The organism is Candidatus Pelagibacter sp. uisw_091 (assembly GCF_059512525.1).
Window position 1 is genome coordinate 1,209,984 of record NZ_CM183455.1, and the last position, 18,776, is coordinate 1,228,759.

26 protein-coding genes and 1 tRNA gene are annotated in these 18,776 nt (G+C 27.9%); 10 read left to right on the forward strand and 17 right to left on the reverse strand.

Annotation, left to right across the window (positions count from 1 at the left end; genetic code table 11):
• Positions 1-90: 90 nt before the first annotated feature.
• Positions 91-165, reverse strand: a tRNA-Gly gene (locus AC5YGA_RS06535).
• 96 nt (positions 166-261) lie between these two features.
• On the opposite strand from AC5YGA_RS06535, the gene AC5YGA_RS06540 reads away from it, so the two are divergent.
• Positions 262-900 carry an LON peptidase substrate-binding domain-containing protein gene (locus tag AC5YGA_RS06540; RefSeq protein WP_415308317.1) on the forward strand — a complete coding sequence of 213 codons (639 nt, stop codon included), beginning with the start codon at positions 262-264 and terminating at the stop codon, positions 898-900.
• A 3-nt stretch (positions 901-903) separates the two neighbouring features.
• On the opposite strand, the gene AC5YGA_RS06545 is transcribed toward AC5YGA_RS06540, so the two are convergent.
• On the reverse strand, positions 904-1,542 hold the full coding sequence (locus tag AC5YGA_RS06545) for an FAD-dependent monooxygenase (protein ID WP_496169991.1): 639 nt from the start codon (positions 1,540-1,542) through the stop codon (positions 904-906).
• A 44-nt stretch (positions 1,543-1,586) separates the two neighbouring features.
• Complete coding sequence (locus AC5YGA_RS06550; protein WP_496169992.1) at positions 1,587-1,997, reverse strand: hypothetical protein; 411 nt, start codon at positions 1,995-1,997, stop codon at positions 1,587-1,589.
• Between the two features lie 65 nt (positions 1,998-2,062).
• On the opposite strand from AC5YGA_RS06550, the gene AC5YGA_RS06555 reads away from it, so the two are divergent.
• Both AC5YGA_RS06555 and AC5YGA_RS06560 read left to right on the forward strand, forming a co-directional pair.
• Positions 2,063-4,153 carry an FtsK/SpoIIIE family DNA translocase gene (locus AC5YGA_RS06555; RefSeq protein WP_415308319.1) on the forward strand — a complete coding sequence of 697 codons (2,091 nt, stop codon included), beginning with the start codon at positions 2,063-2,065 and terminating at the stop codon, positions 4,151-4,153.
• Positions 4,153-4,707 carry a LolA family protein gene (locus tag AC5YGA_RS06560; protein ID WP_415308320.1) on the forward strand — a complete coding sequence of 185 codons (555 nt, stop codon included), beginning with the start codon at positions 4,153-4,155 and terminating at the stop codon, positions 4,705-4,707. Before AC5YGA_RS06555 ends, AC5YGA_RS06560 begins: the two co-directional genes overlap by 1 nt.
• A gap of 4 nt (positions 4,708-4,711) precedes the next feature.
• Here AC5YGA_RS06560 and AC5YGA_RS06565 read toward each other — a convergent pair whose 3' ends face one another.
• Genes AC5YGA_RS06565 through hisB form a run of 7 tightly spaced genes read right to left on the reverse strand, consistent with a single transcriptional unit; the run spans position 4,712 to position 8,577 of the window.
• Positions 4,712-5,215 carry a GNAT family N-acetyltransferase gene (locus tag AC5YGA_RS06565; RefSeq protein WP_415308321.1) on the reverse strand — a complete coding sequence of 168 codons (504 nt, stop codon included), beginning with the start codon at positions 5,213-5,215 and terminating at the stop codon, positions 4,712-4,714.
• Positions 5,212-5,577: an HIT domain-containing protein gene (locus AC5YGA_RS06570; protein WP_415308322.1), complete on the reverse strand. Its 366-nt coding sequence runs from the start codon at positions 5,575-5,577 to the stop codon at positions 5,212-5,214. The genes AC5YGA_RS06565 and AC5YGA_RS06570 overlap by 4 nt, the downstream gene beginning before the upstream one ends.
• The gene (gene hisE / locus AC5YGA_RS06575; protein WP_415308323.1) at positions 5,577-5,882 is read right to left on the reverse strand and encodes a phosphoribosyl-ATP diphosphatase; all 306 of its coding nucleotides are present in this window, start codon (positions 5,880-5,882) and stop codon (positions 5,577-5,579) included. Before hisE ends, AC5YGA_RS06570 begins: the two co-directional genes overlap by 1 nt.
• A 2-nt stretch (positions 5,883-5,884) precedes the next feature.
• Positions 5,885-6,640: an imidazole glycerol phosphate synthase subunit HisF gene (gene hisF / locus AC5YGA_RS06580; protein WP_415308324.1), complete on the reverse strand. Its 756-nt coding sequence runs from the start codon at positions 6,638-6,640 to the stop codon at positions 5,885-5,887.
• Entirely contained in the window at positions 6,627-7,352 is a 726-nt protein-coding gene (hisA, locus tag AC5YGA_RS06585; RefSeq protein WP_415308325.1) for a 1-(5-phosphoribosyl)-5-[(5-phosphoribosylamino)methylideneamino]imidazole-4-carboxamide isomerase, read from the reverse strand. The genes hisF and hisA overlap by 14 nt, the downstream gene beginning before the upstream one ends.
• A 2-nt stretch (positions 7,353-7,354) precedes the next feature.
• A complete protein-coding gene (gene hisH, locus AC5YGA_RS06590; protein ID WP_415308326.1) occupies positions 7,355-7,981 on the reverse strand; it encodes an imidazole glycerol phosphate synthase subunit HisH in 627 nt (208 codons plus the stop codon).
• A gap of 5 nt (positions 7,982-7,986) precedes the next feature.
• Positions 7,987-8,577 (reverse strand): imidazoleglycerol-phosphate dehydratase HisB, encoded by a 591-nt coding sequence (hisB, locus tag AC5YGA_RS06595; protein WP_415308327.1) that lies wholly within the window; start codon positions 8,575-8,577, stop codon positions 7,987-7,989.
• A 90-nt stretch (positions 8,578-8,667) separates the two neighbouring features.
• Here hisB and hslV point away from each other — a divergent pair, with 90 nt between their 5' ends.
• Positions 8,668-9,183, forward strand: a complete 516-nt coding sequence (gene hslV, locus AC5YGA_RS06600; protein ID WP_415308328.1) for an ATP-dependent protease subunit HslV — start codon at positions 8,668-8,670, stop codon at positions 9,181-9,183.
• Complete coding sequence (hslU, locus tag AC5YGA_RS06605; protein ID WP_415308329.1) at positions 9,183-10,550, forward strand: ATP-dependent protease ATPase subunit HslU; 1,368 nt, start codon at positions 9,183-9,185, stop codon at positions 10,548-10,550. The genes hslV and hslU overlap by 1 nt, the downstream gene beginning before the upstream one ends.
• Here hslU and AC5YGA_RS06610 read toward each other — a convergent pair.
• Together AC5YGA_RS06610 and AC5YGA_RS06615 are read right to left on the reverse strand one after the other, a co-directional pair.
• Complete coding sequence (locus AC5YGA_RS06610; RefSeq protein WP_496169993.1) at positions 10,540-11,079, reverse strand: Smr/MutS family protein; 540 nt, start codon at positions 11,077-11,079, stop codon at positions 10,540-10,542. The genes hslU and AC5YGA_RS06610 overlap by 11 nt on opposite strands.
• Positions 11,080-11,673: a Tim44/TimA family putative adaptor protein gene (locus tag AC5YGA_RS06615; protein ID WP_496169994.1), complete on the reverse strand. Its 594-nt coding sequence runs from the start codon at positions 11,671-11,673 to the stop codon at positions 11,080-11,082.
• 58 nt (positions 11,674-11,731) lie between these two features.
• Between AC5YGA_RS06615 and AC5YGA_RS06620 the strand changes: the two genes are divergently transcribed.
• Together AC5YGA_RS06620 and AC5YGA_RS06625 are read left to right on the forward strand one after the other, a co-directional pair.
• A complete protein-coding gene (locus AC5YGA_RS06620) occupies positions 11,732-12,154 on the forward strand; it encodes an FxsA family protein (RefSeq protein WP_415308332.1) in 423 nt (140 codons plus the stop codon).
• Positions 12,138-12,560, forward strand: coding sequence for a protein-export chaperone SecB (locus tag AC5YGA_RS06625; protein ID WP_415308333.1), 423 nt, complete (start codon positions 12,138-12,140; stop codon positions 12,558-12,560). Before AC5YGA_RS06620 ends, AC5YGA_RS06625 begins: the two co-directional genes overlap by 17 nt.
• On the opposite strand, the gene dnaQ is transcribed toward AC5YGA_RS06625, so the two are convergent.
• Genes dnaQ through AC5YGA_RS06650 form a run of 5 tightly spaced genes read right to left on the reverse strand, consistent with a single transcriptional unit; the run spans position 12,553 to position 15,987 of the window.
• The gene (gene dnaQ / locus AC5YGA_RS06630) at positions 12,553-13,224 is read right to left on the reverse strand and encodes a DNA polymerase III subunit epsilon (protein ID WP_415308334.1); all 672 of its coding nucleotides are present in this window, start codon (positions 13,222-13,224) and stop codon (positions 12,553-12,555) included. The two genes, AC5YGA_RS06625 and dnaQ, sit on opposite strands and share 8 nt — an antisense overlap.
• A gap of 1 nt (position 13,225) precedes the next feature.
• Positions 13,226-13,795, reverse strand: coding sequence for a dephospho-CoA kinase (coaE, locus tag AC5YGA_RS06635; protein ID WP_415308335.1), 570 nt, complete (start codon positions 13,793-13,795; stop codon positions 13,226-13,228).
• Positions 13,795-14,586 carry a shikimate dehydrogenase gene (gene aroE, locus AC5YGA_RS06640; RefSeq protein WP_415308336.1) on the reverse strand — a complete coding sequence of 264 codons (792 nt, stop codon included), beginning with the start codon at positions 14,584-14,586 and terminating at the stop codon, positions 13,795-13,797. Before aroE ends, coaE begins: the two co-directional genes overlap by 1 nt.
• Positions 14,583-15,170 carry a Maf family protein gene (locus AC5YGA_RS06645; protein WP_415308338.1) on the reverse strand — a complete coding sequence of 196 codons (588 nt, stop codon included), beginning with the start codon at positions 15,168-15,170 and terminating at the stop codon, positions 14,583-14,585. Before AC5YGA_RS06645 ends, aroE begins: the two co-directional genes overlap by 4 nt.
• Positions 15,163-15,987, reverse strand: a complete 825-nt coding sequence (locus tag AC5YGA_RS06650; RefSeq protein WP_415308339.1) for a pyruvate, water dikinase regulatory protein — start codon at positions 15,985-15,987, stop codon at positions 15,163-15,165. The genes AC5YGA_RS06645 and AC5YGA_RS06650 overlap by 8 nt, the downstream gene beginning before the upstream one ends.
• Before the next feature lie 284 nt (positions 15,988-16,271).
• Here AC5YGA_RS06650 and hemE point away from each other — a divergent pair, with 284 nt between their 5' ends.
• Genes hemE through hemJ form a run of 3 tightly spaced genes read left to right on the forward strand, consistent with a single transcriptional unit; the run spans position 16,272 to position 18,735 of the window.
• Positions 16,272-17,273 (forward strand): uroporphyrinogen decarboxylase, encoded by a 1,002-nt coding sequence (hemE, locus tag AC5YGA_RS06655; RefSeq protein ID WP_415308341.1) that lies wholly within the window; start codon positions 16,272-16,274, stop codon positions 17,271-17,273.
• Positions 17,274-18,308, forward strand: coding sequence for a ferrochelatase (gene hemH / locus AC5YGA_RS06660; RefSeq protein WP_415308342.1), 1,035 nt, complete (start codon positions 17,274-17,276; stop codon positions 18,306-18,308).
• On the forward strand, positions 18,301-18,735 hold the full coding sequence (gene hemJ / locus AC5YGA_RS06665; protein WP_415308343.1) for a protoporphyrinogen oxidase HemJ: 435 nt from the start codon (positions 18,301-18,303) through the stop codon (positions 18,733-18,735). The genes hemH and hemJ overlap by 8 nt, the downstream gene beginning before the upstream one ends.
• Positions 18,736-18,776 lie beyond the last annotated feature (41 nt).

Here is an 18,776-nt window from a genome sequence, read left to right on the forward strand (position 1 = left end):
TGTACTTAGACCCTACCAAACCTCTAATCAGGTGTCTAGGCAACGGAATGTGTGTGGTTGTGTCGAGAGGTATGTGAACGCACAGTTTAATGGAGCGGGTCAAGGGAATCGAACCCTCTACCTAATCGTTGGCAACGATTCGCTCTACCAATGAGCTAGACCCGCTTATAAAAACATTATAAATAGACGTTTTTTTTAATGCAATCAATAATAAAGTTATTGATTGGTATATAGATTTTTAAAAATTTGGTAAAAGAAGTGATGAAAAAACAAAATTTACCAAAAATTATACCTGTCTTTCCTTTAAGTAATTTTATTATTTTTCCTGATACTACTGTTCCACTAAATATTTTCGAACCAAGATATGTTGAGATGATTAATGACAGCATGAAGACAAACAAATTAATAGGCTTAATTCAACCTAAAAAAAACAGTAAATCAATTATGGATCTTCATGAAACTGGTTGCCTAGGAAAAATAACGAACTTTAAAGATACATCAGATGGTAGATACTTGATTGACCTTAATGGTTTATCACGCTTTAAAATAATCAAAGAAATTAAAAGTAACAAGCCGTACCGTGAATGCGAAATTAGTTTTGAAGCTTATCAAGATGATTTAAATTTACAGAAAGATAAATTAAGATTTTCAGATCTTGAATTAATTTTCAAAGATTTAAAATCGTTATTTGAAAAAAAAGGATACATAATCAATTGGAAATCTTTAGAAAAACAAAATTTGAGTGAAACAATTAATGCTTTGGCTATGGCTTCGCCTTTTTCACTGGAAGAAAAACAAATTTTACTTGAGAGTCAAAATTTGGAAATAAGAAAAAATAAAATTGCCGAGATATTAAGTACCTACAATTATGATGATTTTGATAACACCACCATGCAATAAAATCTAAAAATTTAATCCCTTATCTGCAATTTTGATTAAAAAATTAGTTAAACTTTTATTTTTTCCAATAATTTTTAAAACATTATTAAAACTTTTATTTTTTATTTTTTTATCAAAATTAAAAGCTTCATAAATAAAGTCTATACTATTGGAAAATAGAAAATTTCTATTTTTTGTCTCTCTTTCAAAGTCAGATAAAATAGAAATATCTAATTGCATACCGAGATCAATTTTATTTTGAATAATTTCTGATAAAATTTTAATATCTCTTATAGTCATATTAAAACCCTGGCCTGCAAGTGGGTGTATTCTATGAAGTGAATCACCAAACGCTAAAATATTTTTATAATAATAATTTCTTAAATTAGATGAGCTTAACTTAAAACTAGTTAATTTAAGTGTTTTTTGTATTTGATACCTTGAATTATTTTTAATTATTAAATCTAAAACCTCGCTATCATTAAAATTTTTGTTTTTAATGTCTAATGAACATACTACCGATGTTTCATTTTTCGAAATTGGTAGAAATGCAATTGGACCATTTTTGGTAAAGATTTGGGTAGCAACATTATTTTTTATTTTTTTATGTTTTAAAATTGTTGTGTATGCAAGATTTTTATAATCCTTATTAATTTTTTTCATAAAATACTTTTTTGATAAAAAATTATTTGAATCACAATTAATTATTAAATCATATTCTTTTTTTTTATATCTTCGTAAAAAGATTTTTTTTTTATTCTTATTATTTTGAAAAATTTATTTTTAGATGCTTTATTTATTAATGAGTTATAAAATTCATCATTTTTTACCATATAAAATAAGTTATCTTTTTTATTTTTAAATCTTAATAAATTTTCTTTCTCTAGTTTTTCTGAATAAATTTCAATTTTTTTTATTTCCCAAAAAATCTTCTGAGGAATATTATAAATTTTTTTTTTAAAAAATTCTAAGTTATTTTTTGATATTCCAATTGTTCTACTCGAAGATAAGTTTTTATTTTTACCTTCATGATAAAGATCAACATTAATTTTTTTGTTTATAAGATTTTTAGCCAAGGATAGACTTGTAAGCCCATCTCCTATAATACAAATATTCATAATAATTTTTAATTTTAACAATAAAAATTAGATGATACAAAGTGATTAATTAGATTCATGAATTTATGAAATTAAAAAAATTAGCCAACAATACAATAAATTTTAGCATAAATAGAATTATTGAAATTTTTGGTATAACTATTTCGATAGCAGGCTTTTTATTACTTGCTTCATTGATTACTTTTTCACCTGATGACCCTAACTTTATTTTTCCAGATAACACTCAAATAGAAAATATTTTTGGATTTCGTGGAAGTTTTACTGCAGATATTTTTTTTCAATCTTTTGGAATAATATCTCTATTAATTCCTTTTAGCCTTATTTTTTCTGGAATAAATATTATCATTAACAAGAAAATTTTTCTTATTATAGAGAGTATTTTTTATACTGTTGCTTATTCTTTAGTTGGCTCTTTATTTTTTTCTTTTTTTTATCCCTTTGCATTTAAACTTTACATTAATGGTAACGGTGGTTTTATTGGAAAATATCTAGAGACAACTTTTTTAAATTCTTTAATTAGTACTAATTCTGAAATCTTTTATTATATTTTTACTGTATTAATTTTAATTTTATTTTTAATTAGCATTCATTTTAAAATCAACTCATTTTATAAAATTATAAAAAAAGTATTCTTATTTTTATTTTCTAAAAAAGAAAAAAATTACACAAATAAAAATGAAATAATTAATGAATTTATACCCCAAGATGAAATTAAAAGTTTAATTCAAGAAGACTTACCTTTTATCAAAACTGATAATAAATCTGATAATAAAAAAATAAGATTCAAGCTACCTTCAATTGATTTACTAAAAATACCTACTCAAAAAGATAAAGAAAAACTAAGAGATGATGATTACATCGATAGCGAATTTTTAGAAAAAATTCTTCTAGATTTTGGTGTTAATGGTAAAATAAAAAAAGTTAGTCATGGGCCAGTTGTAACTCTTAATGAATTTGAACCAGCAGCAGGAGTTAAGGTTTCAAAAATCATCAATCTTTCAGATGATATTGCAAGAAATACAAGCTCAGAGTCTGCCAGAATTGCTACGATCCCTGGTAGAAGTACAATCGGTATTGAATTGCCCAACCCAACCAGAGAAAATGTTTACTTAAGTGAAATTCTTTCAAATAATGATTTTTTGAAAAAAGATATTAGGCTACCAATAGCTTTGGGTAAAAATATTTCGGGAATTCCTGTAGTAAGAGATTTGGCCTCTATGCCCCATTTATTAATTGCTGGAACTACCGGATCTGGAAAGTCTGTTTGCATAAATACTATTATTCTTTCTCTTCTCTATAGGCATCCGCCTGACAAATGTAAGTTTATTCTAATTGATCCTAAAATGTTAGAGTTGTCGACTTATGAAGGTATACCTCATTTACTCTGCCCTGTTATTACTGAGGCTAAGAAAGCTGCTTCTGTATTAGGTTGGGTTGTTAAAGAAATGGAAAATCGATATAAACTTATGACTAAAGAAGGTGTTCGTAACATTGATAGCTATAATTTAAAGCATACTTTAGCTATGCCTTATATAGTTGTTGTAGTTGACGAAATGTCAGACCTGATGCTTGTTGCTGGGAAAGAAATAGAAAGCTATATTCAAAAATTGTCTCAAATGGCAAGAGCTGCTGGTATTCACATTATAATGGCGACCCAAAGACCTAGCGTTGACGTTATTACTGGAACAATTAAAGCAAACTTTCCAACCCGAATATCTTTTCAAGTAACCTCTAAAATTGATAGTAGAACAATTTTAGGTGAACAGGGAGCAGAACAATTATTGGGCAAGGGTGATATGCTCTACATGTCTTCTGCTAATCGGATAGTAAGAATTCATGCTCCCTTTGTTTCAGATAATGAAATTGAAAAAGTTAATAAATATTTGAGAAGTCAAGCTGAACCAAACTACATAGATGAGATATTAAGTTTTGTAGATGAGAGGGAAATTAGTGAAGATTTATCAAGTTCTAGTGATAAAGATGAATTGTATCAATCTGCACTAGATATTATTAGATCTGAAGGCAAAGCCTCAACTTCTTTCTTGCAGAGAAAATTACAGATAGGCTATAATAGAGCTGCTAGAATTATCGATATGATGGAAGCTAATGGAATTGTAAGCAAAGCCAATCATGTTGGTAAACGTGATGTTTTATAATGTCTAAAATTTTAATAATATTTTTAATTTTGAATTTTTATAGTCCTGTTTTATCCTTCACAAAAGAAGATATAATTTCTAAAATGCAGCTTACTAATAGTTTAAGTTTTAATTTTGTTCAAACGATTAATGATAAAAATGAAAATGGAAAATGCATTATAAAATACCCTAAAAAGATTTGGTGTGAATATAAAAATTCTAATAAAAAGATTATTGTTTCTGATGGAAAATCTTTAGTAATAAAAACTTTAAATACCGGTAGTTACTTTCGTTATGAACTAAATAAAACTCCTCTGGTATTCTTATTAGATAAAAAATATCTAATATCAAAAATTAATATTTTAGAACCAAGAGAAATAGATAATAAATATTTAAATTTTACTTTTGTTGAAAATAATAACGAAATTAATGTATTTTTTGACAAGAGAAATTTAACTTTAGTTGGATGGCAAACTGAAGATATCTATCAAAACTTGGTAATTACTTTTATTTCCTCTGTTAGGATAAATCAAAAAATAAATAATAAAATTTTTAAGTTACCTAATAATAATTAGGTATTTATCTAATCAAGGTTTCAGATTTAAAAATTTTCATACCTCTTGCTTTATAATTTTTTAGAGCATTTTTATGATCTAAAGAACAAGTGTGAACCCATACTCTTATACATCCAAAATTAAATGACCGTTTAATTGCTTCACTCAATAAATATCCACCTAATTTTTTTCCAAAATACTCTTCTAGAATGCCAAAATAAGCAATTTCTGCTTCTTTTGTATCTTTATTAAATAATAGTTCAAAATAACCTGCTATTTCATCTTTATTTTTAAGAATATAAGTGGAAAGTTTTTCATTAGAAATGTATTTAATCCAGTCTAATTCTTTCCAAACAAGTCTATCAACCCAATGACAATTTTTACCTATTTTCTTGTAAAAAAATTTATTTAATTGAAAATCTTTTGGATTAACTAATTCTACAGAATAGTCTTCTGATGGTTTTTTAACTTCTTTAAAATCTTTAAAAGATTTTAGCTCTAAATAATTTCTAAAGATTTTTTCTTTCACTCAACCATTTTTCCAATTTTTTCACCTCCAAACAAATGAAAGTGTAAATGTGGAACCTCTTGACCTCCGTGATCATCTAAATTTGTAAGGGCTCTGTAACCTTTTCCTTTATCAGTTGATATACCTAATATTTTTGAAACTTCTGTGATTGCCTTACTTAATGCTACTATCTCTTGATCTGAAGCTTTATTATTAAATTCATCCAGATTGATATATTCTCCCTTTGGGATCACTAATGCATGAATTTTTTTTTGAGGATTAATATCATGGAAAGAAAGAACATAATCATTTTCAAATATTTTTTTACATGGAATTTCTTTTCTCAAAATTTTTGCAAAAATATTATTTTTATCGTAGCTCATTATCTATTATTTTTTTCTTCAATTCCTGACTGTTTTTTTCTACTTTCTAATTCTTTTAAAACATCTTCGAACTTAATATCAGCTACCTCTAATGTAACTAATAAATGATAAATTGTATCTGCTGCTTCATGAGCTATATTAGAATTATTATTTAGTGCTTCTTTAAGCTCTCCAAACTCTTCTTCCATCTTATCTATACATTTTGACAGACCCCCAGATAATAACGAAGAGGTATAAGATTTATCTTCATCTTTGTTTTTTCTTTTTCTTATTATTTTGACTAAATTTATCAAATTTTCTGACATATTTAAATTCTAACAGGAATTCCTTTTGAGTCCAAATATTGCTTAGCTTCTTGAACTGAGTGTGTTCCATAATGAAAAATTGAAGCTGCTAGAACCGCACTGGCATTTCCTAATTTAATTCCATCTACTAAGTGATCCAAATTACCTACGCCGCCTGAAGCAATCACAGGTATATTAACTATTGAAGATATTCTAAACATTAAATCATTGTCATAGCCAATTTGGGTTCCATCTCTATCCATAGATGTAACCAGTAATTCTCCCGCTCCACTACCTTCCATTTTTTTTGCGAATTCTATTGCATTTAAGCCTGTATTATTTCTTCCACCGTGAGTAAAAACTTCCCACATATCTTCATTTTTCTTAGCATCAATTGCAACAACGATACATTGTGATCCAAATTTTTTTGAACTTTCAATAATCACTTCTGGATTTTGCACAGCAGCAGTATTAATTGAAACCTTATCTGCTCCACTATTTAATAGTTTATTAATATCTTCAACGCCTCTTACTCCACCACCAACTGTTAAAGGCACAAAACATTTTTTAGATGCTCTTTTAACAACATCATAAATTGTGTCTCTATTTTCATTTGAAGCTGTAATATCTAAAAAACAAATTTCATCAGCACCACCATCACTATAAATTTTAGCTTGCTCAACTGGATCACCAGCATCTTTTAAATCTACAAAATTAATTCCCTTAACAACTCTGCCATTTTTAACGTCAAGACATGGGATAATTCTATTTTTGAGCATCTAATTCTCTCGCCAATTCATCTAATTTAATATCACCATCATATATAGCTTTACCAACTATTATTCCTTCAATATTTTTTAAACCTTTTGATTTTTTAATATCTTCAATTGAAGACACACCTCCAGAGATAACTACTGGGCAATTAGAAATATTAGCAACATTAGTGGTTTCTTCAAAATTAGGGCTTTGTTTGGTACCATCTCTATTTATGTCTGTATAGATTAATCTGCTGATACCATAATCATTCACTTCTTTTAAAAAATCTAAAGTCAATTGATTAGAATTTTCTTTCCATCCTGAAACTAACAAATATCCATCTTTAGCATCTAGCCCTAAGGCAATTTTATTTAGAAATTGTTGGCAAGCTTCTTTTAAAAAATTCTTATCTTTTATAGCAGCGCTTCCTAAAATAACTTTATCAACTCCTACATCTGTATATTTTTGAATACTATCAATAGTTCTAACACCTCCGCCTACTTCAACTTTTAAATCAAATTTATTAACTATTTCTTTAATGATACCCAAGTTAACTGTCTCTCCAGTCAAAGCTCCGTCTAAATCAACTATGTGCAAATTTTTAAAACCATGCTCTTTATACTTACCAGCCTGATCAATTGGTGAAATTTCATATTCAGTCTTATTGTTAAAGTCTCCTTTAATTAGTCTCACACACTTTTTATTTTTAATATCTATTGCTGGGAATATTTTCATTTTTATAAACTAATAAAGTTTCGAATAATTTGTAAGCCCATTTTATCACTCTTTTCAGGGTGAAATTGGGTTCCAAAGATGTTTTCTTTCTCTACGGAACAGACAATGCTTGATGAATAATCTGTTGTTGCAGAAATTACATTTTTATCTTCTGGAATAAACTCATAGCTATGCACAAAATACATGTGAGAATCATTTTCTATATCTTGAAAAATCTTACTTTGTTTAACAATTTTTATTTGATTCCAGCCGATGTGGGGAAGTTTGTATTCACCATTTTGATTGTCAATCCTTGAGACTTTTCCAGAAATCCACCCAAGACCTTTTGTTTCGATTTCCTCATACCCAACATCTGCAAACATTTGTAAACCAACACAAATTCCAAGTAGAGGTTTTTTATTGTTAATTGCAAATTCGTTTAAAGTATCAACTAAGCCATTTATAGCATTTAAAGCATCGATGCAGCTCTTAAACGATCCCTGCCCTGGCAAAACTACTTTGTCGCTTGATTTAATCTTATTTAAATCTGAAGTTACTTCGATATTAACTTTATCTTTAGCAACTTCTTTAAAGGAATTTATTACTGAACTGATGTTTCCTGAATTATAATCAACAATTGTGACATTCATTAAACTTATAATGAGCCTTTGGTTGATGGAATACTTTTTTTATTTCTAGGGTCTATTTCTAGCGCTGTTCTCAATGACCTTGCTAGAGCTTTAAAACAAGACTCAATTATGTGATGACTGTTGTCTCCATAAATATTTTCCATATGCAGAGTTATTCCTGCTGATTGAGAAAATGCTTGAAACCACTCTTTAAAAAGTTCTGTATCCATTTCTCCAAGTCTTTCTACTTTTAATTTAACTTTCCATATTAAATACGGTCTATTTGAAACATCAATTGCAACCCTTGTTAATGTTTCATCCATTGGAATCATTGCGTGGGCATACCTTCTAATTCCAGCAAAATTCTTTAGGGCTTTCTTTAAAGCTTCACCAATAGCGATTCCTGTATCTTCTGTTGTGTGGTGAAGGTCTATATGAGTATCTCCTTTTGCTTTAACTTTTAAATCTATGAGTGAATGCTTTGATAGTTGTTCAAGCATGTGATCTAAAAAACCAATTCCTGTATCAATTTTATATTGACCTTTGCCATCAATATTAACTTCAACGCTTATGCTGGTTTCTTTAGTTTTTCTGGAAACTTTTCCTATTCTGCTCATAATATATAATATGTATATAGGATTAATTAACTATATCAATATTTGCAATCTACTACTTGAAGAATAAAAATTAATATCCATCTATATTCCATGACTACAATAGTGCTAATTAGAAAAAATAATGAAGTAGTGGTAGCTGGAGACGGACAAGTTAGCATGGGTAACACGGTTATAAAAAGCACAGCCGCAAAAGTTAGAAAAATTGAAAAAAGAAATGTAATAGCTGGTTTTGCAGGATCAACTGCAGATGCTTTAACTCTTTTTGAAAGACTTGAGGCTAAGCTTGAAAAGCATGCAGGAAATCTACCTAGGGCAGCTGTCGAGTTAGCAAAAGATTGGCGGACTGACAAGTATTTGAGAAGATTGGAAGCTTTGATGGCTATTGGTGATAAAGAAAATAGCTTTATAATTTCTGGCACAGGTGACGTGTTAGAACCTGAGGGTAACGCCATAGGTATAGGCTCTGGTGGAAATTATGCTTTAGCTGCTGCTAAAGTTTTACTAGATACAGATTTAAGTGCGGAAGAAGTAGCAAGGAAAGCTATTAAGGTTGCATCTGAAATTTGTGTATTCACTAATAATAATATTAAAATTGAAAAAATTTAATGAAAGATTCAAACGTTACACCTTTTCCAAAAGAAAAAAATGAAAACAAGGATAGCTCTTTAGTTAGTTCCTTGTCACCTAGAGAAATAGTTTCTGAACTAGATAGATTTGTGGTTGGACAAAATAAAGCTAAAAAAGCAGTCGCTATTGCTTTAAGGAACAGATGGAGAAGGCAAGCTCTAAAAGGTGAAATGAAAGATGAGGTTTTGCCTAAAAATATTTTAATGATTGGACCAACTGGTGTTGGCAAAACAGAAATATCTAGAAGACTATCTAAATTAGCAGAAGCTCCTTTTGTTAAGGTGGAGGCCACAAGGTTTACAGAAGTTGGTTATGTTGGACGAGATGTTGAGCAAATTATAAGAGATCTTCTTGAAATTGCAATTGCAATGGAAAAAGTAAAAAAAAGAAAAGAAGTTCATGCAAAAGCTCAAAAATTAGCTGAAGAAAAAGTCTTAGACGCAGTTGTTGGAAATAAAGCAAGTCTAGCTACAAGAGAAAGTTTTAGAAAAAGATTAAGAGATGGTGACTTGGATGGTAATGAAATTGAAATAGCAGTAAATGACAGTGGATCTCAACCTTCGTTTGAAATTCCTGGAATGCCAGGAGCAAACATTGGAATGATAAATATTGGTGAAATAATTGGAAAATCTGTTGGAAATAAACAGAAAAAGAAAAAAATGACTGTCAAAGAATCTCACGAAATTCTAATTAATGATGAAGCTGATAAATTAATAGAAGAAGATAAGATTATTAAATCAGCAAAAGATTCTACAGAAAATAATGGAATAGTTTTTTTGGATGAGATAGATAAAATTTCAGGACGAACTGATAGATCTGGTGGAGATGTTTCTAGGGAAGGAGTGCAAAGAGATCTACTTCCTTTAATTGAAGGAACAACAGTGAGTACAAAATATGGCCCAATCAAAACTGATCATATTTTATTCATTGCATCAGGTGCTTTCCAGCTTGCTAAACCTTCAGATCTGCTACCAGAGCTACAAGGTAGACTTCCAATAAGAGTTGAGCTTGAAGCTTTAACTAGTGATGATTTTAAAAGAATTCTTAAAGAACCAGATTACAGTTTAATCAAACAGTACGTGGCTCTTTTAAAAACAGAAAATGTTGATCTAGAATTTTCTGAAGATGGTATTGATGCGATTGCTAATATGGCATCAGAAGTTAATAATACTGTTGAAAATATTGGTGCCAGAAGACTGCACACTATTATTGAAAGAATTTTAGATGATATTAGCTTTACAGCAACAGATAGAGCTGGTGAAAAAATTATAATTAATGCTGAATATGTTAAGCAAAATCTAGATGAACTAGTTAAAGATACAGATTTATCTAAATTTATACTTTAAATTTATTTTTATTTTTAAGATAAAGATAAAAAGCACCACTTCCACCATCTTCAATCTTAGCATCTGAGGTTTCTATGATAATTTTTGTTAGGCTTTTATTGTTTTCAATAAATTCAGGGACTGAATATTTTAGTATGCTTAAATCTTTCGAAAGGTAGGGATTTTCAATATTTTTAGACCTAAGGCCTTTACCCGTAATAACTATTATTTTAGTAACGAATTCATCAAAACATTTTCGAATAAATTGTTCCACAGCTTTATTCGCTTCTTCAATCGTGTAACCATGAAGATCTATCTTTTTAATTTTTTCATATCTTGCACTTTTTTTATTGAAAAAATCTTTATTGGGTATTTTATCTTTATTCTTTAAGAAGTTTTCCCAATCTTCTTTATCTTTATCGGAAATCTCTTTAACTTTTAAATTATTTAAATTGTTTTTCTTTACAAAATTATTCTTGAGAGTTTTTTTTTTATTGTTTAAAAAATTTTCCCAGTCTTTCTTGTCTTTTTCTGAAATTTTCTTAATCAATTATGTAATAGTATCAATTAATAACCAGTTAGGGTTAGAAGATTTTATATTTTTTGCAAAGACCCACGTATCATAAACTGTCTTTATTTTTTCATCATCTCCTGAAATTATTTTTTTATCTTTATCTTTTATACAGGTTATAATTTCACTAACAAAATCTACTGTAACTTCAAGGCTATCTTCTATTTTTTTATGCTTTTTAACATCTGCTGACTTAATTCCGACAAAGGTTATTTCAGCAAAATAGTTTTTTTTTTCTCTATCTAAAAGAGCTTCTTTGAACTGATCGTGAATTTTTTTACTCAAAAGAGGTTTGCTAGCAATTAACTTATTATCACTATCACTAAAATCAGTAATTATTGTTTCATAGGCAATTTTTGCACCTTTTAAAAAGTCTTTATGGGCTTCTTCGTCAAAACTTTCATTGATTTGTTTTAGTTTTGGATTGATTTTTTGAAACTCTTTTTCGAATTGTGTTTGTATTTTTCCTTCAAAACCAGTTTTTCTACCAAGTATTCCTCGTAGACGAAGAAAAATAAAACCAGCAATCATTGCAAGGAGAATAATATCAATGTATTCAAAACTATAACTCATAAACTAATAATATTTACTATGTTGCTTAATTACAACTAGCAATTTAGAATAAAGACAAATGAACACATTTTTATTATTATTCATTACCATTCCTATTGTTGAAATTTATCTATTTATCAAAATTGGCTCACAAATAGGTGCTATTAACACTATTTTACTTATTTTTATTACTGCTTTTTTTGGTATTATCTACGCAAGGTATGAAGGATTTAATACTTTAAGAGCTGGAATGTCTCAAATTGTTAAGAATGAACTTCCAGTTTATGAGATAATCTCAGGTGCCGCTTTAGCATTTGCAGCATTACTATTAATTTTGCCAGGGTTCGCAACTGATTTTCTAGGTTTATTGATTATTTTTCCCCCAACAAGAAAATTGATTTTTAAAAAAGTTTCAACTAAACAAAAGATGAATAATAAAAAACAAGATTTTATTGATGGTGAGTTTGAGGATATAGACGAAGAAAATGACAGAAAATTTTAAAATACTTGCTGAATTTGTAAAAGATATTTCTAGTGAAACACCTGATATTCAAACTTATATATTTGTAAAAGAAAATATTGCTAAATATCAATTAAATATAGACATCAATTCTAAAGCTTTAAAAAATAAGATGATCGAAGTGAATACAACCTTAAAGTTTGAGGACAAAGTATCAAATGACAAGAAATCTTATTTTGAAATAGTATATGCTTCAATTGTAAAAGTAGATGAAAAAATAGAAGATAAAAAAGATCTAGAAAAAATTTTATTGTGTGATGTTCAAAATAAAATTTATCCTAATTTAGAAAAAACATTTTTAAACCTTCTACATAATTCTGGATTTCCTGAAATAAAACTTGATAAAAAAATAGATTTCACTCATCTATATAAGCAAAGATCTAATTAAAAAAATTTTTCTTTAAACTTCTTTTTAAATATTCTTTATGTAGTTTAAAATCTTCTTCTGTAGGCTTAATAACTTTTTTATAATATTGATTTATATTTTTGGGATTTATGATTATTTTTTCATTATCTTGATTTTTAAAATCTAGGGTGGGCTCTTTTTGATCTAAAAGATTAATATAAACTTTGGCTAATAAATCACAATCAATGAGAGCAGTATGATGTCTTCGCTTAGAGTTATCTACTCTATATCTTTTACAGAGAGCATCGAGACTTATTGGTGAGCCAGGAAATTTATCTCTAGCTATTGCAAGAGTATCTATAGTGTTTTCAATGATCAATTTTTTCTTACCTAGTAATACTAATTCATTATTCAAGTGACCTAAATCAAATTCAGCATTGTGGATCACTAGTCTTTTATTTTCTATAAAATTTAAAAATTCATCAACCACTTCTGCAAATTTTTTTTGAGTAGATAAAAATTCATCTGTATACCCATGTACCTCCAGTGCTTTTTCAGAAACTTTTCTTTCGGGATTAAGATAACAGTGAAACTTATTTTGAGTTGGAATCAAATCATCTAGCTCAATACATCCAATTTCAACAATTCTATGTCCATCTTTAAATGATAAACCTGTTGTTTCTGTATCTAATATGACTTCCTTCATTTTATAATATTTCTGTAATAATTTTTCTTATACCAATCTTAACAGACTTTTTGGTAAAATTATTTTTAATGATGAATTCTGCTTTTTTCTTTTTATAATCAAGTGGTAATTGAATATTTTTAAATTTTCTTAAAAGTTTTGAATTAAAATTTTTTCTTCTCTTTAATCTTTTTAGAATATCTAATTTTTTAGATTTAACAAATACCAAAATATCATTTTTTTTATAAATTTTATTTTCTAGCAGAAGAGGGATATCTAAAATTACAATATTCTTATTCTTATTTTTTGCTAAAAATATATTCATTTTTTTTCTTACTTCTAAATGAACAATTTTTATAATCTTTTTAATATTAGATTTATTAGCCAATATGGCGTTTGAAATTTCATTTTTATTTATAGGAAAAGAGTAAATATATTTTGGTAAAACTTTTTTTAACTTGTTGAAAATTTTTCTATTTTTTTTATATAATTTACCAACTTCAACATCTGCATTAAATACTGGATAACCAAAATTCTTTGCTACGTAACTTTTGCCTGATCCTATATCTCCTAAAATTCCAATTCTAATCATTAATCTAAAAGTTTAATTACTTCACTATTAATTTCTGGATCAATCCCATGCCAAACTTTAAAGGCAGTAAAAGCTTGATAAATAAACATTAGTTTCCCATTTTCTATTTCGTTACCCATTTTTTTTCCTGTTTTTAAAAAATTTGTTTCTTTGGGGTTGTAAATAACATCATAAAAAAGTTTATTTTTTCCAACTCTAGAAAAGTCTAAATTTATTTGATCGTCTTTATTTAATCCTATGCTTGTGGCATTAATAATAATATCAAATTCTGGTACATCGCCCCAGTCAATAATTTTTATTTTTTTAAAAATATCTTTTAAATTTTCAGCTTTACTTTTAGTTCTATTGCTTATGGTAACTTCAGAAACATTCATTTTATTTAAAGCAAAAATTATTGATGGCACGACACCACCTGCGCCTAATATCAAGACTTTTTTGCCTGTTGCTTCAAATTTTGAATTTTTAATACCAAGTTCAAATCCACTAATATCAGTATTGTGCCCAACTACTCTATCGTTATCTAAATAAATAGTATTTACTGATTGGGTGCTCTCAGCTTCTAAGCTTAATTTATCCAAATAAGGAATGACTGTTTTTTTAAAGGGTACAGTAACATTAATTCCATTTATTTTCTTTTCTCTAACTTCTGATATTAAATTTTCAATTTCATTTTCATTTAAATTTTTTTTTTCATAAATCGCGTTGATATTATTATTTTTAATCCAATAATTGTGTAATTTTGGTGATAATGAATGTTCAATAGGGTTTCCTATAACTAAATATTTTCTCATTTATAGTTTTTCAAATACTCTTTAATTTTTTTAACTGGTAATCCCATTATAGTGTCTTCATCACCATCTATCTTGGTGAATAAGGACCTACCCTCACCCTCAATCTGATAAACATTATAAGCATATAATGTTTCATCACTTATTTTAGCCAGGTATTTTATAAGCTCATCTTCTGACATTTCCTTCATAGTTAGTGAGGCTTTATCTGTATAATTCCATATCATTAGGCCGTTTCGAGATATACAAACAGAACTTATTAATTGATGTGTTTGTCCATTTAAATCACGAAGTATTTCTAAGGCTTGTTCTCTATTAATTGGTTTTGAAATAATTTTTCCTTTAAAGTCAATTACGCTATCAGCCCCCAACACTAAATCGTTGGTTCTTTTTTGGCTTATTTTGTTCGCTTTGAGCTCAGCTAAATTTTTAGAAATTATTTCTGGTGTTGCATTGTTTTTTAATAGACTTTCTTTAATACTATCCTCGTCAACATTTGATGGTTCTACAATACATTTGATTTTATTTTCCTCTAAAATTTTTTTTCTAACACCGCTCTTTGAGGCAAGTATAATTTTATTAAACATTATTTTTGTATATCTCGTGGATTTTAATTATTGACGCAGCAACTTCTTCAACTGATTTTCTGGTTACATCAATTGTTGGCCATTTATATTTTGCAAAAGTTTTTTTTGCTCTTTCAACCTCTTCTTTGATTTTTTGTATATCTGTATAGCTTGTGTTTTCTCTTTCTTTAAGAGTCATCATTCTATTTTTTCTTATATCAACCAACCTTTCTGCTTCTGTTGTTAATCCAACGACACATGCCATTTTAGGGTTTTCTTTTAAACTTTCGGGTATCGAATTTTCGTTGACCAGTGGAATGTTTGATGTTTTAAAACCTTTGTTTGCCAAGTAGATTGATGTTGGTGTTTTACTTGTTCTACTGACGCCCAGTAATATTAGGTCTGACTTGTCTAATTCATCAACCATATTTCCATCATCATGATTCATTGTGAATTGGATTGCTTCAATTCTTTCATAATATTCCTCATTAAGAGCGTGCTGTCCGCTTGGAACGTGTGAAGCTTGTTGGTTTAATAATTTTGAAAAGCTAAGGATAAGATTTCCCAACACTCCAAAACAAGGAATTTTCTTTTTTTCACTCTCGTTTGCTAAAAACTTTGCAAGACCACTATCAACAATAGTATATAAAATTATTGATTTTTTATTTTTTTTTGCTTCTTCAATAATTTTTACAACCTGGTTTTCTGTTCTAGTAAAAAAATAAGATTTAACATCATATTTAATATTTTTAAATTGGGCTTTAATTGCCAAAAACACCCTATCCAAAGTCTCACCGGTTGAGTCAGAAATCAGGTATATTTGATATGTATTAGTCATGTATAAAATGTTGATTATTAAGTATTATTTTTACCATTTTTTAAAATAATGATGTTTTTTATTTTTTTCTGTAAAACCAAGTTTTTATAAACATTATTAAACATGTGAAGTATTAATATACATTTTATCTAATAAAATTAAATAAAGTCTGTATTTATTTAATATACTTCTTTTCTATAAATTATTAATTGTTAATAAATCGTGTATAAAATGTGTAAAACAACTAATTACCAATATTCACATATCATATAACTAATACTATAATTAAATATTTACTTATTATTATGACACCCATTCAAGAAACCATAATAAACAAAAAAACAACTAGTGCCCCAATATGGTTAATGAGACAAGCAGGAAGATATCTTCCAGAATTTAGAAAGATTAGGAAATCAAATCCAAATTTTATTAATTTATGTTTAGATGAAAACCTCTCATCACAAATTACACTTCAGCCCTTAAAAAGATTTGAATTAGATGCGGCAATAATTTTTTCAGACATTTTAATGTTACCTTATGGGTTAAATCAAAAAGTAGAATTTAAAAAAGACTTTGGACCACAACTAGGTACACTAAATTTAGATGAAATATCTAAAGTTGATGAAATTGATTTTATAGGAAAATTATACCCAGTTTATAAATCAATTAAAAGAGTTAGCGAAAACAATTTAATCAAAAATAAAAACCTAATAGGATTTGTTGGAGCTCCATGGACATTATTAGTTTATATGATTAATAAACACTCACCAAAGAAAGAATTAATAAAAGATTTTTTTAAAGATAAGTTTTTAATAAATAAAATTTTAATCATATTAGAAAAGTTTTTAAAGTTACACATCGACCAACAAATTAGAAGTGGCGCCACTGTAATTCAAATTTTCGATAGTTGGGCCGGATTGCTTGAAGAAAAAGATCTACCAAACTATGTTTACATTCCAACTTTAAATTTAGTAGACTATGTAAAGTCATTAAAAGTACCAGTTATTTGTTTTCCAAGAGGAGTAAAAAATTATAAAAACTATTGTGATATTGTTAAGCCTGATGCTGTCAATATTGATTACAATGTAAGCCCAATGTCTGTTTGCAAAGAAATAAATATACCCGTTCAAGGGGGGCTTGATCCAAAGATATTATTAACTGATAAAGAAAACTTGAAAAAAAAAGCAAAAAAATATCTAGATATATTTAAAGACCACCCATATATATTTAATTTAGGTCATGGCGTATTGCCTCAAACAGATCCTAATATGGTAGATTATTTGGTGAAGATGGTAAAAGATTATTAAATGAAAAAAGCAATTATTTTATTTAACCTTGGGGGTCCAGACAAATTAGAAAATGTTGAACCTTTTTTATTTAATTTATTTAATGACCCAGCGATTTTAAATTTACCAACTTTTTTTAGATATCCATTAGCAAAGCTAATCTCTAATCGAAGAGCACCTGTTGCCAAAAAAATTTATGCAGAGCTAGGTGGTTCATCACCTATATTAAAATTAACCAAAGAACAGTCTGATGCTCTTGAAATAAAACTAAATCGAACACAAGAGGTAAATGAATACAAGTGCTTCATCATAATGAGATGTTGGAATCCGAGAGCCAAAGATGTAATTAAAGATGTTCAGTCATATAACCCAGACGAAGTTGTCTTAATGCCCCTGTATCCTCAATACTCTGCCGCAACATCAGGGTCTTCAATTAAAGAATGGAAAGACGTTTGTAAAAAAAATAACTACCACGTTAAAACAAGCACCATATGCTGCTACCCAACAGACCAGAATTTTATTAACGCTCATACAAAAGAGATAACAAAAAAAATTAAAGATCTTAAAAACTTTAAATTAATATTCTCTGCTCACGGCCTTCCAGAAAAAAACATTAAAAAAGGGGATCCTTATCAGTGGCAAGTGGAACAATCAGTTAAAAAAATAGTTGAGAGTTTAAATAATGATAACCTTGATTGGATATTGAGCTATCAAAGTCGAGTTGGTCCACTTAAATGGATAGGACCATCAACAGAAAACATAATTATTGAAAATTCCAAGATTGGTAAGCATATCGTTTTGGTACCTATCGCGTTTGTTTCCGAACATTCAGAAACTCTCGTTGAGCTTGATATAGAATATAAAGAAATAGCAGATGCTAATGGATGTAAAAATTATACAAGAGTTCCAGCACTTGGAATTAATGAAGATTTTATTAGAGCAATATCAGAATTAATAATTAAAAAAGACGAATATAAAATTAATGAGAATCTTTATCCACCAAAGATACAGTGTCCATCTAATTTTAAAAAATGTCCCTGTTTAAATTATGAATAGTTATTTATTATTTAAAAGCCTACATTTAATAGCAGTAATCTCCTGGATGGCAGGACTTCTATATTTACCCAGGATTTTCGTATATCATGTAGAAAACTTAAAAGATAAAAACATTTCTTCAATATTTAAAACAATGGAAAAAAAATTATATTTTTACATTATGACACCAGCAATGATTATAACTTGGGTGTTCGGATTAATTTTAATCTCATCTTTGGGTTTCGAAGTTCTTTCTGCAACTTGGATTAAATTAAAATTATTGTTAGTGATTTTATTAACCTTATATCATTTCTATTTATCCAAACTCCTTAGTGATTTTAATTTGGATCAAAATACTAAATCTTCTAAGTTTTTTAGAGTAATTAACGAAGTACCAACAATAATGCTTATTTTGATTGTTTTTATTGTTGTTTTTAAGCCCATCTAAGCTTGTAATGTTTTAAAGAATATATATATTTATACTATCTT